20 protein-coding genes and 1 riboswitch are annotated in these 15750 nt (G+C 70.8%); of the genes, 13 read left to right on the forward strand and 7 right to left on the reverse strand.

Annotation, left to right across the window (positions count from 1 at the left end):
• The first annotated feature begins 1 nt into the window (after window position 1).
• The gene (locus ABD466_RS02905) at window positions 2-1093 is read left to right on the forward strand and encodes a ferrochelatase (RefSeq protein WP_344655314.1); all 1092 of its coding nucleotides are present in this window, start codon (window positions 2-4) and stop codon (window positions 1091-1093) included.
• 24 nt (window positions 1094-1117) lie between these two features.
• Complete coding sequence (locus tag ABD466_RS02910; protein WP_344655315.1) at window positions 1118-1939, forward strand: inositol monophosphatase family protein; 822 nt, start codon at window positions 1118-1120, stop codon at window positions 1937-1939.
• 38 nt (window positions 1940-1977) lie between these two features.
• On the opposite strand, the gene ABD466_RS02915 is transcribed toward ABD466_RS02910, so the two are convergent.
• Window positions 1978-2160 carry a hypothetical protein gene (locus ABD466_RS02915; protein ID WP_344655316.1) on the reverse strand — a complete coding sequence of 61 codons (183 nt, stop codon included), beginning with the start codon at window positions 2158-2160 and terminating at the stop codon, window positions 1978-1980.
• 194 nt (window positions 2161-2354) lie between these two features.
• Here ABD466_RS02915 and ABD466_RS02920 point away from each other — a divergent pair, with 194 nt between their 5' ends.
• Genes ABD466_RS02920 through ABD466_RS02930 form a run of 3 tightly spaced genes read left to right on the forward strand, consistent with a single transcriptional unit; the run spans window position 2355 to window position 4655 of the window.
• On the forward strand, window positions 2355-3011 hold the full coding sequence (locus ABD466_RS02920) for a response regulator transcription factor (protein WP_344655317.1): 657 nt from the start codon (window positions 2355-2357) through the stop codon (window positions 3009-3011).
• 29 nt (window positions 3012-3040) lie between these two features.
• Window positions 3041-4303: a sensor histidine kinase gene (locus ABD466_RS02925; protein ID WP_344655318.1), complete on the forward strand. Its 1263-nt coding sequence runs from the start codon at window positions 3041-3043 to the stop codon at window positions 4301-4303.
• Window positions 4304-4358: 55 nt separating this feature from the next.
• Window positions 4359-4655: an MTH1187 family thiamine-binding protein gene (locus ABD466_RS02930; RefSeq protein ID WP_344655319.1), complete on the forward strand. Its 297-nt coding sequence runs from the start codon at window positions 4359-4361 to the stop codon at window positions 4653-4655.
• A gap of 173 nt (window positions 4656-4828) precedes the next feature.
• On the opposite strand, the gene ABD466_RS02935 is transcribed toward ABD466_RS02930, so the two are convergent.
• Entirely contained in the window at window positions 4829-5368 is a 540-nt protein-coding gene (locus ABD466_RS02935) for a flavoprotein (protein WP_344655320.1), read from the reverse strand.
• 89 nt (window positions 5369-5457) lie between these two features.
• Between ABD466_RS02935 and ABD466_RS02940 the strand changes: the two genes are divergently transcribed.
• Window positions 5458-6663, forward strand: a complete 1206-nt coding sequence (locus ABD466_RS02940; protein ID WP_344655321.1) for a helix-turn-helix domain-containing protein — start codon at window positions 5458-5460, stop codon at window positions 6661-6663.
• Window positions 6664-6671: 8 nt separating this feature from the next.
• Here ABD466_RS02940 and ABD466_RS02945 read toward each other — a convergent pair whose 3' ends face one another.
• Window positions 6672-7190 (reverse strand): gamma carbonic anhydrase family protein, encoded by a 519-nt coding sequence (locus tag ABD466_RS02945; protein WP_344655322.1) that lies wholly within the window; start codon window positions 7188-7190, stop codon window positions 6672-6674.
• A 337-nt stretch (window positions 7191-7527) separates the two neighbouring features.
• Here ABD466_RS02945 and ABD466_RS02950 point away from each other — a divergent pair, with 337 nt between their 5' ends.
• Window positions 7528-7821: a DUF4193 domain-containing protein gene (locus ABD466_RS02950; RefSeq protein ID WP_194911845.1), complete on the forward strand. Its 294-nt coding sequence runs from the start codon at window positions 7528-7530 to the stop codon at window positions 7819-7821.
• 63 nt (window positions 7822-7884) lie between these two features.
• On the opposite strand, the gene ABD466_RS02955 is transcribed toward ABD466_RS02950, so the two are convergent.
• Both ABD466_RS02955 and ABD466_RS02960 read right to left on the reverse strand, forming a co-directional pair.
• Window positions 7885-8337, reverse strand: coding sequence for a DUF3093 domain-containing protein (locus ABD466_RS02955; RefSeq protein WP_344655323.1), 453 nt, complete (start codon window positions 8335-8337; stop codon window positions 7885-7887).
• A 65-nt stretch (window positions 8338-8402) separates the two neighbouring features.
• On the reverse strand, window positions 8403-8624 hold the full coding sequence (locus tag ABD466_RS02960; RefSeq protein WP_344655324.1) for a hypothetical protein: 222 nt from the start codon (window positions 8622-8624) through the stop codon (window positions 8403-8405).
• Window positions 8625-8836: 212 nt separating this feature from the next.
• Between ABD466_RS02960 and ABD466_RS02965 the strand changes: the two genes are divergently transcribed.
• From ABD466_RS02965 to ABD466_RS02985, 5 genes are all read left to right on the forward strand, one after another.
• Window positions 8837-9376 (forward strand): PaaI family thioesterase, encoded by a 540-nt coding sequence (locus ABD466_RS02965; RefSeq protein WP_344655460.1) that lies wholly within the window; start codon window positions 8837-8839, stop codon window positions 9374-9376.
• Entirely contained in the window at window positions 9376-9834 is a 459-nt protein-coding gene (gene dut / locus ABD466_RS02970) for a dUTP diphosphatase (protein ID WP_344655325.1), read from the forward strand. The genes ABD466_RS02965 and dut overlap by 1 nt, the downstream gene beginning before the upstream one ends.
• A gap of 208 nt (window positions 9835-10042) precedes the next feature.
• Window positions 10043-10804 carry a DUF3710 domain-containing protein gene (locus tag ABD466_RS02975; RefSeq protein WP_344655326.1) on the forward strand — a complete coding sequence of 254 codons (762 nt, stop codon included), beginning with the start codon at window positions 10043-10045 and terminating at the stop codon, window positions 10802-10804.
• Between the two features lie 104 nt (window positions 10805-10908).
• The gene (locus ABD466_RS02980; protein WP_344655327.1) at window positions 10909-11706 is read left to right on the forward strand and encodes a DUF3159 domain-containing protein; all 798 of its coding nucleotides are present in this window, start codon (window positions 10909-10911) and stop codon (window positions 11704-11706) included.
• A 40-nt stretch (window positions 11707-11746) separates the two neighbouring features.
• A complete protein-coding gene (locus ABD466_RS02985) occupies window positions 11747-12499 on the forward strand; it encodes an alpha/beta hydrolase family protein (protein ID WP_344655328.1) in 753 nt (250 codons plus the stop codon).
• Window positions 12500-12561: 62 nt separating this feature from the next.
• Here the strand turns inward: ABD466_RS02985 and ABD466_RS02990 are convergent, their stop codons facing one another.
• Complete coding sequence (locus ABD466_RS02990; RefSeq protein WP_344655329.1) at window positions 12562-13236, reverse strand: potassium channel family protein; 675 nt, start codon at window positions 13234-13236, stop codon at window positions 12562-12564.
• Window positions 13236-13895, reverse strand: coding sequence for a potassium channel family protein (locus tag ABD466_RS02995; protein WP_344655330.1), 660 nt, complete (start codon window positions 13893-13895; stop codon window positions 13236-13238). The genes ABD466_RS02990 and ABD466_RS02995 overlap by 1 nt, the downstream gene beginning before the upstream one ends.
• Before the next feature lie 254 nt (window positions 13896-14149).
• Here ABD466_RS02995 and ABD466_RS03000 point away from each other — a divergent pair, with 254 nt between their 5' ends.
• A complete protein-coding gene (locus tag ABD466_RS03000; RefSeq protein WP_425558518.1) occupies window positions 14150-15598 on the forward strand; it encodes a class I SAM-dependent RNA methyltransferase in 1449 nt (482 codons plus the stop codon).
• Between the two features lie 2 nt (window positions 15599-15600).
• Window positions 15601-15730: riboswitch (ZMP/ZTP riboswitch) on the forward strand.
• Window positions 15731-15750: the final 20 nt, after the last annotated feature.

Here is a 15750-nt window from a genome sequence, read left to right on the forward strand (position 1 = left end):
GATGCCCGACACCGCGCCGTACGACGCGCTGCTCCTGGTCTCCTTCGGCGGCCCCGAGGGCCCCGACGACGTCGTCCCGTTCCTGGAGAACGTGACCCGGGGCCGCGGCATCCCGCCGGAGCGCCTCAAAGAGGTCGGGGCGCACTACTTCCAGTTCGGCGGCGTCAGCCCGATCAACGGCCAGTGCCGCGACCTGATCGCCGCGCTGCGCCAGGACTTCGCCGACACCGGCGTGAAGCTGCCGATCTACTGGGGCAACCGCAACTGGACGCCGTTCCTCGCCGACACGCTCGCCGAGATGGAGGCCGACGGCGTGCGGCGAGCGCTCGCGGTCTTCACGAGCGCCTACTCCTCGTACTCGGGCTGCCGCCAGTACCGCGAGGACCTGGCCGCCGCGCTGGCGAAGTCCGGGACGGCGATCCAGATCGACAAGATCAGGCCCTACTTCAACGACCCGGGGTTCGTCGAGCCGATGGCCGACGCGGTCGCGGCGGCGGTCGCCGGCTTGCCGGAGCCTGCGCGCATCGGGCCGCGGTTGGTGTTCGTGACGCACTCCCTGCCCCGGGACTACGCGGAGACCTCCGGCCCCGGCGGCGGCGCCTACGTGGCGCAGCACCTGGAAGTGGCGCGCCTGGTGGCCGAGGGGGTCAGCCGCCGCACCGGCCTGGTGCTGCCGCACGAGCTCGTCTTCTGCTCCCGCAGCGGCTCGCCGCGGACGCCGTGGCTGGAGCCGGACGTGAACGACCACCTGCGGGAGATCAAGGCCCAGGGCGCGACCGGCGTGGTGCTCGCCCCGATCGGCTTCGTCTCCGACCACATGGAGGTCGTCTACGACCTCGACGTCCAGGCCGCCGAGACCGCGCAGGAGATCGGGCTGCCGATCGCCCGCGCCGCCACCGTCGGCACGGACCCGCGGTTCGTCGGCGCGCTGCGGCGGCTGGTGATCGAGCGGGCCGCGGTCGCACGCGGCGAGATCGAGGGCGGGGCCCTGTCCGGCGTGGTCGGGCGGTTGCGGCCGTTCCCCGACGTGTGTCCTCTGAACTGCTGCCCGAACCCGCGTGCGCCGCTTCCGGCGGTGGCGGGCGAGGACTGACCGTACTCACTGCGAAAGGCCGTCATGACTAACGCCGATCCGAAGGAACTGCTCGAGCTGGCCTCACGGCTCGCGGCCGAGGCGGGCCGGGTCCTGGTCCAGGAGCGGCCGCGCGATCTGGGCGTGGCCTCCACCAAGTCCAGCCCCACCGACGTGGTGACCGTGATGGACCAGCGTTCGGAGAAGCTGATCGTGGAGGGGATCCTCGCCGAACGGCCCGACGACGGGCTCCTCGGCGAGGAGGGCGCGAACCGCGAGGGCACCTCCGGGGTGCGCTGGGTGATCGACCCCATCGACGGCACGGTGAACTACCTGTACGAGATCCCGCAGTGGTGCGTCTCCATCGGTGTCGAGATCGACGGCGAGACCGTGGCCGGCGTCGTCGAGATCCCGATGCTGGGCGAGACGTTCACCGCCCTGCGCGGGCACGGAGCGTGGCGCAACGGCGAGACGATCCGCGCGTACAGCGCGCAGTCGGAGGGCAAGCCTGTGCCGCTGGAGCGGGCGCTGGTGGCCACCGGCTTCGGGTACGCGGCGCAGCGGCGTGCGGTGCAGGGCGCGATCGTGGCCGACCTGCTGCCCCTGGTGCGGGACATCCGCCGCGGCGGCTCGGCGGCCATCGACCTGTGCTCGGTAGCGTGCGGCCGCGTGGACGGCTACTTCGAGCGCGGCACCAATCCGTGGGACATCGCTGCCGGCGGGCTCATCGTGCAGGAGGCCGGCGGGAAGCTCGGCGGCCTGCGCGGAACGGCCGCCTCCGTCGATATGACGGTGGCGGCCGCTCCTGGTCTCTATGAGGCACTGTGCGAATTTCTTGAGGAACACGACGCCGATCGGGACTCCTGAGGGTAGGGAAACCCGGGCGCTTTCCCGCCGGATTCCGGTCAGGCGGCGCGGGGGAGGTCCTCGCGGACCTCGACATGGTGGTTCGCGGCGATCCGGAGCAGGTTGTCCAACTCGGCCTGTTCCACCTGGATCGCATAGGCGTCCTCGGCGATCATCGCACCTTGCAGGCGGGCCTTGGTCTCGCGGATGCGCTGGGTCAGGCCGGTGACGAATTCGAGCATGGTGTCTCTCCTGCGGGGGTGACGCTAGGGGGCTTCGTGGCTCCTGCCCGGCATTCCACGAGGGGAAACTCCCGATCACCTGAGAAAACTCTGTGATCATGAGACGTTCGTCACTTACCCGGTGTTTACGTCGTGACCAGGCATGATGGAGCGACACCGGGGACACCGGCCGGATTCGTGAGGGAGAGCGCGCAGTGCGGGTGCTGGTCGTGGAGGACGAGCAGGTGCTGGCCGATGCCGTGGCGACCGGGCTGCGCCGCGAGTCCATGGCGGTCGACGTCGTCTATGACGGCGACGCCGCGCTGGAGCGGATATCCGTCAACGACTACGACGTGGTCGTGCTGGACCGCGATCTGCCGCTGGTGCACGGCGACGACGTGTGCCGGCACGTGGTGGGCAGCGGCCTGGCGACGCGGGTGCTGATGCTGACGGCGGCCGGCGACGTCGCCGACCGGGTCGAGGGCCTCACCCTCGGCGCCGACGACTACCTGGCGAAGCCGTTCGCGTTCCCGGAGCTGATCGCGCGGATCCGCGCCCTCGGCCGGCGCGCGGTGCCGGCGCTGCCGCCGGTGCTGGAACGCTCCGGGCTGCGGGTCGACCCGAGCCGCCGCGAGGTGGTGCGCGAGGGGCGCCAGGTGCTCTTGTCGCCGAAGGAGTTCGCGGTGCTGGAGGTGCTGATGCGCGCCGACGGGGCGGCGGTGAGTTCCGAGCAGCTGCTGGAGAAGGCGTGGGACGAGAACGCCGACCCGTTCACGAACGTGGTCCGTGTCACGGTGATGACCCTGCGGCGCAAGCTCGGTGAGCCGGCGGTCGTGATGACCGTTCCGGGTGCCGGGTACCGGATTCCCTGATGCAGGACGTCCAAGGTATACCGGGGCGGGTGACGAGCGGTTCGGGACAGGTCGACAGCACCTACGGCGGCGAGATAGGCCAGCTGCCGGCGCCGCGTCCGCGGCCCCGGCCGGGACTCACGGTCCGGATGCGGATGACCATCGCCTACGGCGCGGCGGTGTTCCTCACCGGCATGGTGCTCATATACGTCGCCTACCTGTTGTTCCGGTGGCGCCTGAACCACATGGGCGCCGACGTCACCCGACCCGAGGGCTGCGCGAACGCCAGCAAGAACTTCGACAAGCTCAAGTACGATGCGTGCCAGTCCGTCGTCAACCGGCAGATCCTCAGCCAGATCGAGAAGCCGCTGATCATCGTCCTGGTGGTCTCGGCCGTGGTCGCGGTGCTGATCGGCTACATCCTGGCCGGACGCTTCCTGCGGCCCCTGCACCGGATCACCAGCACCGCGCGCCGCGTCGCCAGCCGCCCGGACCGCGCGCTGCACGCCCGCATCGACCTGGAGGGCCCGCACGACGAGCTGGTCGAGCTGGCCCAGACCTTCGACGGCATGCTGGACCGCCTGGACCACGCCTTCGAGGGGCAGCGCCGGTTCGTCGGCAACGCCTCGCACGAGCTGCGCACGCCGCTGGCGATCAACCGCACCCTGCTCGAGGTGACGCTGATGGACCCGGAGGTGTCCGAGCAGACCCGGCAGCTGTGCCAGACGCTGCTGGCCACCAACGAGCGCAGCGAGCGCATGATCGAGGGCCTGCTGCTGCTGGCGAAGGCGGACAACGAGCCGACCAACCGCGAGGACATCGACCTGGCCGAGGTGGCGTACCGGTCGGTGGTGCAGTGCGAGATGGAGGCCGCCGAGCGGCACGTCGCGATCCGCACCTCGCTGCAGCCGGCGCTCGTCTCCGGCGACGGCATCCTCATCGAGCGCATCGCCATGAACCTGATCCAGAACGCCCTGCGGCACAACGTCGGCGCCGGCGGCTGGGTCGACGTGCTCACCTACGACCGGTCGCAGGACGGCCGCGCGCACGACGCTCCGGGGCACGGCCTGCTGGTGGTGGCCAACACGGGTCCGGAGGTGCCGCCGTACGCGGTGGAATCGCTGTTCGAGCCCTTCAAGCGCGGCTCGCAGTCCGCCGGGGCCTCGGCCAAACGCGATCCGAAGGACAAGGGCGTGGGGCTCGGGCTGTCGATCGTGCGGTCGGTGGTGCGGGCGCACGGCGGCCGGGTGGCCGCCGAGCCGCGCCCGGGCGGCGGGCTGATCGTGCGGGTGTGGCTGCCGGTCCGGGCGTGAGGCCGGATCGCCGGGCCGCCGGGCGCGGCGCGACCCGGGAACCTAAGATCGGACCATGATTGTCGCCTTCTCTGTGACCCCGCTCGGCGTCGGCGAGAGCGTGAGCGAGTACGTGGCCGACGCGGTGCGCGTGGTGCGGGACAGCGGCCTGCCCAACTCGACCGACGCGATGTTCACCAGCATCGAGGGGGAGTGGGACGAGGTGATGGCGGTCGTGAAGGCCGCCGTGGACGCGGTGGCCGCCAAGGCGCCGCGGGTGAGCGTCGTGCTCAAGGCGGACATCCGCGCCGGGGTGACGGACGGGCTCACGGCCAAGGTCGAGGCGGTCGAGGCGCGGCTCGGCGAGGGCTGACCTCGAGGGCTGATCCCGAGGGCTGATCCCGAGGATTGATCCGAACGGGGTACTCCAACCCGGTGGATTTCCGGCGCGGCGGTTTCGGTGCCGCGCGACTGATCCGTTCGTCTCGTTGTCAGCTCACTGAATCTGGAACCGCGCGGCCCACAGGACTCCTGGGGCCGCGCTTCTCATGCCGCCAGGAGTTCCGCCATCGCCGCGCGGAGCTCTCCCCAGGGGAAGCGCGGATCGCCGTCCTCGGGCTGGATGAAGCGGACTCCGGCTTCGAAGAGTGACTGGGCGTGGCCGTCGAACGCGGGGTGCTTCTGGAGTTCCTCCTTGGCCCAGACGGTCGCGGCTATGGGGAGGCCCGAGCCGAGGCTCTCGTTGAGGATTCCGAGGGCCAGCGTGTCCGAGATCCCCAGCGCCCACTTGTTGACCGTGTTGAAGGTCAGGGGGGCGACCAGGATCGCGTCAGGTGACGGCAGCACGTCCGGCTCGCCCGGCTGGCGCTGCTCGACGCGCACCGGGTAGCCCGTCGCGATGGAGACCGCCGCGGGGTCCAGGAAGCGTTCGCCGGAGGGCGTACAGAGCACGCAGACGGTCCAGCCGTCGGCCTGCAGTCCGGGGACCGCCTCCGGATGCGAGAGGAGTTCCGCGGCCGGCGGAGCGCCGCACGCGATGAGGTAGAGCACTGGCACAGTCGGGTCCTCCCGGATCGTCGGGGACATTTTGTCGTTCCACCCCCCGCGCCGCCGCGCCAGGGAGCATGATGAGACTCGAATCCAGGACGTTCCTCAATTGAGAGGCTGCACCGACCATGGCCACCTTCGAGCCGGAGACCGACGGCGGGCGCATCCGCCGCCTCCGCAAGCGCGCCGGCCTGACCCAGGCCGAGTTCGGACAGCTCATGGGCCGCTCGCAGGGGTGGGTCTCGGGCATCGAGAGCGGCGACATCGAGCTTGATTCGGTGACCCTGATCGTACGCGCCGCGAGCGTGCTGAAGGTCTATCCCAACGAAATCACCGGGCGGCCCTACGATCCGGGCACCCCGGCCGAGGACCGCGGCCACCGCGCCATTCCGGCCATCCGGCGCGTGGTCTCCCGGCACGACCTGCCCCCGGACTGGCCGGTCGACCCGCGGCCCCATTCCGAGCTGGAAGCGGCCCTGGCGCAGCTGACGACGCTCCGCATGGCGGCGCGCTACGCGGACCTGGGGGAGATGGCGCCGAGCCTGATCCGCGAGATCCACGCGGCCGCGTACCTGGCCCCACCGGGGGAGCAGTCGGAGCGGCTGCACGGGCTCCTGGCGCGGGCGTATCGGGAGGCTGACACGGTCGCCCACGAACTCGGTTACGACGACCTGTCCACGCTCACCACGGAGCGCTTCCGGGCCGCCGCGGACCGGGCCGGGGATCCGTGTCTGTCAGCGGTCTTCGACTACCTGCGGGTGCGCGATCTGTGGGCGGCGGACCTGTGGCCGGACGCGCTGGGCGTGATCGACGGCGCGATCGGCTCCATGGGCGAACCGGTCGGCCGGGCGGAGGCCTCGGTGTGGGGCTCGCTGCAACTGCGGGCCGCGATCACCGCCGCCCTGTCCTCGAACGAGACCGAGGCCTGGCAGCGGATCGGCTTGGCGGCCCAGACCGCTGACCGCCTCGGCGACGACTGCGACCCGTACAAGCTCTGCTTCGGCCCGGCCAACGTCGCCATCCATGGCGTGGCCGTGGCGGTGGAGGTGCGGGACGGGGCGCGCGCCGTGCAGTTGGCCTCGGAGGTGCGGATGCCGGCCACCTTCCCGGCGTCCCGGCGCGGCCGGTTCCATCTGGACGCGGCGCGCGGGTGGATCTACTACGGCGGCTACGAGCAAGCCCTGAACGAGATCGAGCGCGCCGAGCGGATCGCCCCGTTGATGGTGCGGAACAACCCGGTCGCCAAAGCCGCGGTGCGGTCGCTGCTCAGCCACGAGCGGCGGAGTCAGCGCGAGCGGCTGCGGCGGATCGCGGGGCGGATGCACATCTCTTGAGCGGCCCCTCACCCCACCCGCCGGAGCTCCTCGCGGTAGCGCTTGCCGTTGGCGACGTAGCGGGCCACCGCGTCGTCGAACGTCCCCGGGGCGACCGCGTCCTTCCGGATCTTCGCCGGCACCCCGAGCGCCATGGCGTGGGAGGGCACCTCCACGTTGTTGCCGACGACGGCACCAGCTCCCACGAGCGCCCCTGTGCGCACCACCGCTTTGTGCAGTACCACGGACCCCGACCCGATCAGACATCCGTCCTCCACCACGCACCCCTCCAAGTGCGCGATGTGACCAACGACACAATCGGAGCCGATCACTGTGGGCAAGGTCTCAGTCGCGTGCACGACCGTGCCGTCCTGGATCGACGTACGGTCGCCGATCGTAATCTTTCCGTAATCGCCACGGAGCACCGCCCCAGGCCATACTGTGCTACCCGCACCCACGCTGACCTGGCCGATCACGGTCGCGTCCGGGTGGATGTAGGCCTCGGGGTGGATATCCGGCACTGCGTCGCCGATTGCGTAGACGGCCATGGTTGGTCATCCTTCCTGGGTGTGACTGCTGTGATGTCCGGAACGAAGGGGGATGGAACCGCCGCAAAGGGACGCCTGATCAGACGCCCGGATCACCTGTTCGGGTCTGTTCCGGGGTGTCGATTGCGTAACGGGTCTTGAAGTACGGCACAATCTGCGCTTCAGCGGGCACAATCGCGCTCCTTTCCGCGTTACTGCGCTGACGGCAAAACGCCGACGGCGTCCGCGCGCAGACGGTAGCGCACCGCATGTGCCGGCCGCCGGAGGCGCCCCGCCGCCACCGCACAGAACAGCACCAACACGACGACTAACAGCCGTCAGGGGAGAGGGAACAAGAATGGCTACCGACTACGACACACCGCGCAAGACCGACGACGACCTCAACGAGGACAGCCTGGAGGAGCTCAAGGCCCGCCGCACCGACAAGGCCGCGGGGCTGGCGGATCTGGACGAGGGCGACAACGAGTCCCTCGAGCTGCCAGGTGCGGACCTGTCGAACGAGGAACTGTCGGTCCGCGTGCTCCCGCGGCAGGCCGATGAATTCACCTGCACGAGCTGCTTCCTGGTGCACCACCGGAGCCAGCTGGCACGTGAGAAGGGGAACGAGATGATTTGCAAGGACTGCGCCTGAGCAGGTGTAGTCGCGGAGGTAGTCTCTGTGCCCCTTGGCCCCGCTTCGAGCGGGGCCTTTGCCTTAGCGGGGCTGCAGGGCTCCGGCGAGCTTCTCCGGCCGCCGTGTCGACAGATACAAGTAGGGCGTCGGATCCTCCGGATCCACCACCTCCACGCGTACGGCCGTCCGTACATATCCCCGCAACATCATGAAGGCGCGCGCGTCCGCTTCCGTGGTCCGCAGCCGCCGTGCGGCTTCGGCGTCCAGGGCGGTGGCCGCCCCGAGCGCCGTCAGCGGGAGGCGTGCCGCACCGGCCTCCAGGTACCCGTCACGGATCCGTACTCCCACGCGTCCGTACGCGACGACGAGCGCGGCCGCCCCGACGGCCGTCGCGATCGCCGCGACGATCGCGGCCACAGGGCTCGCGCGCAGGAAGATGAGCCCTGCCATCACCCCGGCCAGGAGGGCTATGGCCCACCAGCCGACCGGCGCGGTCAGGCGCTCCTCGTAGGTACCGCTGTCCTTGCCTTCCATGCCGACAATCTGCCACATCCGCTTCCCGCCGCTACCGGCACCCGGGAGGCCGGCGGACATGGAGATCAACCCGCGTTGCTTCCCCTCCCCGCCTCCGTGGCGTCCCACCCGGGCACCGAACTGATCGTTCTGGGATCCACATCCCACTCCCGGCCCCCGCCCGGCGGCCGCAACCATGCCCGCGCCCGCGTATAGGCCATCAACCGGCCGATCCGGCCGTTGGCATCGCGGACAAGGGTGCCGACCTCGGGGAGTCCGTCCGTTTCAGGGGTCTTCATGGACTTCATACCGAGGAACGTAAGACGGCGGGCGGGCTTGGATATCAGTGGTAGTGATACGGGGCGGATACGGAGAGTGGACTGTCAGTGCGCGCCCCCCCAGCCCTGATCACAACCCGATCGGGTGTGAGCGTGGCCACGCCCGATCGGTGACCACCTCGACCTACCGGTAGATTCCTCGTGTGAGACCTGCCTCGACCACTCCTCCTCCGGACGCCGTCATGCCGGACAAGCATCCCAACGCCCCGGCCGCGGGCACCAAGCTCGGTTCGCACTACTCGCGCTGCTTCGGCTGCGGCGACGACGCACTGGGCGGGTTGCGGGTGTCCTCCACGGTCGGCGAGGGGCTGAGCGTCACCACCGAGTTCACCGTCACCGAGAACCACCAGGGCGCGCCCGGGCTGGCCCACGGCGGTCTGCTCGCCCTCGCCTTCGACGAGGCGCTCGGCGCGGTGAACTGGCTGCTCGGCGCGATCGCCGTCACCGGCCGGCTGGAGACCGACTACCTGCTGCCCGTTCCGGTCGGGACGACGCTGCACATCACCGCGCAGTGCGACGGCGTCGCCGGCCGCAAGATCTTCACCTCGGCGGTGGGCCGCCTCGACGGGCCCGAGGGCCCGGCCGCGGTGCGCGCCACCGCGATCTTCATCCAGGTGGGGGTGGACCACTTCCTGTCCAACGGCCGCCTGGAGGACGTCCAGGAGGCCATGCACGACCCCGAGCAGCTCCGCGCCGCGCGGGCGTTCGAGGTCAACCCGTAGTGGCCCCGGTCGACGTCCTCGTCCAGCGGCTCGATCCCACTCTGCCGCTGCCCGCGTACGCCCATCCGGGGGATGCCGGCGCCGATCTGCTCACCACGGTCGACGCCACGCTGGCCCCCGGCGAGCGGGCCGTGCTGCCCACCGGCGTGGCGATCGCGCTGCCCGACGGCTACGCCGCGTTCGTGCACCCGCGCTCCGGTCTGGCCGCGCGCTGCGGCGTGGCGCTGGTCAACGCCCCGGGCACGGTCGACGCCGGGTATCGCGGGGAGATCAAGGTCATCCTGGTCAACCTGGACCCGCGCGAGCCGGTCACGCTCAAGCGGGGCGACCGCATCGCCCAGCTTGTAGTACAAAGAGTCGATAAGGCGGTCTTCCACGAGGTCGCCGAGCTCCCGGGTTCGCACCGCGGCGACGGCGGTTTCGGTTCGACCGGCACGGCGGCGGGAACACCTGCCTAGATCCCGCGCGTTTCCCTGAGAGAGTCGTTGTGACGGTACTCTCACCGGGGCCCTCGCGACGATCGGTGCAAGGCAGGCCGGCCGCGAGCCGGGGTACCACCGTGTCCGTCGGCGCCGCCGGCCGGGCCCTGACGGCTCGGGGCGGACGGCGCCCCGTGGAGCAGAGCGCTGCGTCAGTGGGACGCAGAGATAGAGAGAGTGGGAAGCCGTGGTTTTCCGACGCGGACAGAAGGCCGAATCCGGCCGGCGCGACCGGGTGAGCGAGGCCGACGCCTACGGCGACCTGACCGAGGCCAAGGAAGAGGAGCGCAAGATCTCCCTCGCCGACGTCTCGCGGGCCGCGGGTCCTTGGGACTTCAACGAGGTCGAGGACCCCAAGGCCGGCCGCGTGGACCTGGGTGCCCTGCTGGTGCCGGCGGTCGAGGGGATGGAGCTGCGGCTGGAGATGGCCGACGCCGACCAGGTGATCGCCGCCACCGTCGTGGCCCGGCAGTCGGCGGTGCAGCTGCAGGCCTTCGCTGCCCCGCGTAGCGAGGGCATCTGGGACGAGGTCCGCCGCGAGATCGCCCTGGAGATCTCCAAGCAGGGCGGCACCGTGGACGAGCGCGAGGGCCCGTTCGGCGTGGAGCTGCGCGCCCAGGTGCCGGTGCAGGCGCCGGACGGCAGCCGAGGCATCCAGCTGGTCCGCTTCATCGGTGTCGACGGTCCCCGGTGGTTCCTGCGCGGCGTGGTCTCGGGCCAGGGTGCGGTGCAGCCGCAGGAGGCCCGTGACATAGAGCACGTCTTCCGCGACACGGTGGTCAACCGCGGGGCCTCCCCGATGGCCCCGCGCGACCCGATCCCGCTGCGGATGCCGGCCGAGGCCCAGCAGGCCATGCAGCAGCAGGCCGGCGACCAGGCTCCGGGCCAGTACGAGCAGGGCGACCTGAACCCGTTCCAGCGCGGTCCGGAGATCACCGAGACCCGCTGAGCCACGCCTGAGCCGCGTCTGATCCGCGCCTGATCCGCGCCAACGAGTGATCCGCGGGCCGAGCAGTCCTGTCCAGGACGGCTCGGCCCGCTACAGTTCGCAGTATGTCCTTGGAGAGCGGCCAGCGCGCCGAACCGACGAGCCGGGGCCGCGACGCGGCCGCGTTCGAGGGCGTCATGCGGGCGGCGTTGGACGACGTCGCGGCGGACGCCGCGGACGGCGCCGCCCACGCGGCGGCCAAGGAGGCGGAGGCCAAGGCCTACGAGGAGGCCGTCAAGAAGGCCTTCGGCGGCAAGATGGGCATGGCCGACGCCGGCCTGCCGGCCATCGTCTTCCTCATCGTCTACACCGCCACCAACAGCCTGAACCCGGCCGTCATCGGCTCGGTCGCGGTGGCCGTGGTCATGTTCGCGATCCGGCTGCTGCGCCGGGAGACGCTCCAGCACGCCTTCTCCGGCCTGTTCGGCGTCCTGGTCTGCGCGGCGTTCGCGAAGTTCTCCGGGCACGCGCAGAACTACTACCTGCCGGGCATCCTGATCAACCTCGGGTCGTTCCTGCTGTTCGCCGGCACCGCGCTGGCCCGCTGGCCGATCGTCGGGCTGATGATCGGGCCGATCACCGGCGAGATGACCACCTGGAAGCAGGTGCCCGGGCGGCTGCGGGCGTTCACCAACGCCACCTGGCTGCTGGCCGGGCTGTTCGCGGTGAAGCTGGCGGTGCAGGTGCCGCTGTACCTGACCCACCACACCACCGCGCTGGGCGTGATGCGGCTGGTGCTGGGTTACCCGCCCTACCTGGCCTGCCTGTACTTCGCCTGGCAGATGATCAAGAACGCGCCGCCGCCGGTGATGCCGGAGCCGGCCGAGGGGGCCGGGACGGCCGAGGGCGACGAGCCCGCCTGACACCGCAACGTGACGCGCCGGTCGACGCGTCACACCGGGCATGCGACGACACGTTCTCGATGCTCTGCCCGCACTGGCGGCCGTAGCCGTCCTGGCGGTGTCCGGGTGCTCCTCGAGCGCTTCCCACCCGGCGGCGGCACCGTCCAGCGCGCCCGGCACGCCCAGCACGTCGCCCTCCATCGACGCGACCTGTCTGCAGGGCGACCCCGATGCGGCGAAGCACGTCACGCACTTCGAGGGCGGCAACGGCCACAACGTCGAGGCGTACACGATCGGCACCGGCCCGATCGGGGTCGTCCTGGCCCATCAGGTGGACGCCACCCTGTGCCAGTGGTCGTCGATCTGGACCGACTTCCCGGCCAATGACTACACGGTCATGGCGATCACCATGGGCGGTGGCATCGACACCGACGTCGCCAAGGCCGTCGAGCAGCTGCGGGCCCGGGGCCACCAGAAGATCGTGCTGATCGGCGCCTCGATGGGCGGCAGCGCGGTGCTGGCGGCGGCCGGCGAGGTCACTCCGGCGGTGCAGGGCGTGGTGTCGCTGTCCGGCCCCACAGCCTACGGCCCGGCCGACGCGGTCTCCGCGGTGAAGACGTTCCAGGTCCCGGTCGCCTTCTTCGCAGGCGACGAGGACTCACGGTTCGCCACTGACGCGCAGAGGATGTACGACGCCACTGCCGAGAAGGACAAGACGCTGCACATCCTGAAGAACGATCGCGACCACGGCGTCGACCTGTGGCCGCAGGTGAAGAACGAAGTCTTCGCCTTCATCGCCAAGCACGTGCAGTGAGAGCGCGAGGGGCCCGCGGGAACGATCCCGCGGGCCCCTCGTATCCGCTTCCTGGCGGGAGCTCAGCTCTCTGACGACATCGCCGGCGAGAGCAGGTCCTCGAGCTCCTCCTCGCGGTCCACGTGCGCCACGAACAACAGCTCGTCCAGGGCCGCCAGCGGCTCCTCCGGCGAGGGGATCAGCACGCGGCCGCCGCGGATGATGGTCACCAGGGCGGTGTCCTCCGGCCAGGCCACCTCGCCGACCGTGGTGCCGACCAGGGCGGTGTCCTTCGGCAGTGTCAGTTCGACCAGGTTGGCGTCGCCCTGGCTGAAGCGGAGCAGGCGGACCAGGTCGCCGACCGAGACCGCCTCCTCGACCAGCGCGGACAGCAGGCGCGGGGTGGAGACGGCGACGTCCACGCCCCACTTCTCGTCGAACATCCACTCGTTCTTCGGGTGGTTGATGCGGGCCACCACGCGCGGCACGCCGTACTCGGTCTTGGCCAGCAGCGACACGACCAGGTTGGCCTTGTCGTCGCCGGTGGCCGCGACCACGACGTTGCAGCGCTGCAGGGCCGCCTCGTCCAGCGAGGAGATCTCGCAGGCGTCGGCCAGCAGCCACTCGGCGGTCGGCAGGCCCTCGACCGCGATCCGCGACGGGTCGCGGTCGATCAGCAGCACCTCGTGGCCGTTCTCCAGCAGCTCCTTGGCGATGGAGCTGCCGACGTTGCCCGCCCCGGCGATTGCGACGCGCATCAGGTGCTCGGTCCCTTCGCGAGAACTTCCTCGACCCGCGCCACGTCGCCGGGGGCCACCATGACCTGCACCAGGTCGCCGTCCTGCAGCACGGTGTCGGCGGCGGGCAGCACGCCCTCGCCGAGCCGGGTGAGGAACGCGACGCGGGCCTCCGCGGCCTCCTCCAGGCGGGCCACCCGGTGGCCCATCCAGCCCGGATCCACGTGCACCTCGATCAGCGCCACCTGGCCGCTGGGGTCGCGCCACAGCTCGGTGGAGCCGGCCGGCAGCAGCCGCCGCAGCATCTGGTCGGCGGTCCAGCGCACGGTGGCGACGGTGGGGATGCCCAGACGCTGGTATATCTCCGCGCGGCGCGGGTCGTAAATGCGCGCGCAGACGTTCTCGACACCGAAGTTCTCCCGCGCCACCCGCGCGGCGATGATGTTCGAGTTGTCGCCGCTGGAGACCGCGGCGAACGCGCCGGCCTCCGCGATCCCCGCCTCGGCGAGGGTGTCGCGGTCGAACCCGGTGCCGGTCACCCGGCGGCCCGCGAAGTGCGGGCTCAGCCTGCGGAAGGCTCCCGGGTCCTGATCGATGATCGCGACCGTGTGGCCGAGATCCTCCAGGCTGTGCGCCAGGGTGGACCCCACCCGGCCGCACCCCATGATGACGACGTGCACTTTGGCCCTCTCGGGAGACTTCGGACGATGAGACTTTCGATGTTCGTATCTCGACGGTACTACGGGGCGTGAGGACGTGTTCCCTCACCTTCCCCGGCCCGCTCCTAACGGGCTTCGGCCGGGGAATGCGTGGGGCCCACTCACACTCCCCGGCCTGCTTCTGGCGGGCTTCGGCCGGGGAATGCGTGGGGCACACGCACGCTCATCCGTGCACCCGTCTGTGCGTCGCACCGGCACCCCATAGGCTGGGACGCGTGAACCGACCAGCAGCTCGCCGCCGCCCCTCAGACGCCGATCCCGGCCGCCGCAACGCCGCCCAGAGCGGCCGTGGGGACCGCCCCGGCTCTCAAGGCCGGCCGGACCGGCGAGGCCGTCAGGAACGCTCCGAGCGCGTCGGTGACGCCGTCGGCACGCGGATCGAGGTCGAGGTCGGCCCGCCCGGGCACGGCGGCTTCTGTGTGGCCCGCCACGAGGGCCGTGCGGTATTCGTGCGGCATGCCCTGCCGGGCGAGCGGGTGATCGCCCTCGTGACCGAGGGGGACGCCAAGGACTCCTTCTGGCGTGCCGACGCAGTGGAGATCCTCGAGGCCTCTGAGGATCGTGTGGAGGCTCCCTGCCAGTACGCCGGGCCCGGACTGTGCGGCGGCTGCGACTGGCAGCACGTGGCCTACGAGGCTCAGCTGAGGCTCAAGGGGCAGGTGGTTGAGGAGCAACTGCGGCGCCTCGCGAAACTGGACCGCGAAGTGGTCGTCGAGGAGGTCGGCTCGCCGTTCGGCTGGCGGACCCGCGTGCAGTTCGCGGTGGATCCCCAGGGGCAGCTGGGTTTCCGCAAGCACCGGTCGCATGAGGTGGTGCCGGTGGAGGAGTGCGCCATCGCGTCCGCTGGAGTGGACGAGGTCGGAGCGCTCCAGCGGGACTGGCCGGGGATGGAGTCCGTTGAGGTGATCGCGGCCACGGGCTCGGCGGACCGGGCCCTTGTCGTGACACCTGCGCGCGGGGAGCAGATGCCTTATGTGGACGCGGACGTAAAGGTGTCCGTTCTCCGGGGCGTCTCCAGGAACACCCACATCTCCGGAGTGCAGCGCATCCATGGACGCCCCTATGTGCGCGAGGTAGCCGAGGGCCGTACGTGGCGGGTAAGCGGCAGCGGGTTCTGGCAGGTGCACCCCGCCGCGCCGGACGTGCTGACCGAGGCCGTCCTGGACTTCCTGGACCCGACACAAGGGGAGACCGCCCTGGACCTCTACAGCGGCGTCGGGTTGTTCACCGCGCCGCTGGCCGAGGCGGTCGGCGAGGACGGGTCCGTGCTGGCCGTGGAGCTGGACCGGCAGGCGGTGCGGGACGCCGCGCACAACCTCGGGTTCGAGGAGGACGTGGAGGAGAGCGGGGAGTTCCCGTGGGTGGATCTCGTAGAGGGCTCTGTGGACGAGGTTCTCGCGGACGACCGCTACGTGCCGGACAGCGCGGACGTCGTCGTGCTGGACCCGCCGCGGGCCGGGGCCGGACGTGAGGTGTGCACGCGGATCGCGGGCTTGAAGCCGCGCGCGGTGGCGTACGTGGCTTGTGACCCGGCGGCGCTGGCGCGGGACGTGGCGTACTTCGCGGAGGCCGGTTACGAGCTGACCGACCTGCGGGCGTTCGACCTGTTCCCGATGACCCGGCATGTGGAATGCGTGGCGCTCCTGGAACCCGCACAGCGATAGCATCTATACATCGCGACTGGCGCAGAACGCACGCTTTTCATAGGGATGGGTCCTTATGGGAGCGCGCGGAGGTGGAACCGACCACCAGGAAGCGTAGAGACAGAGCGGGCACCGTGCGCCTGGGTGTCCCTTCGGACGATGACGCCCGAGGA

The sequence above is a fragment of the Catenulispora subtropica genome, assembly GCF_039531675.1.
GTDB lineage: Bacteria > Actinomycetota > Actinomycetes > Streptomycetales > Catenulisporaceae > Catenulispora > Catenulispora subtropica.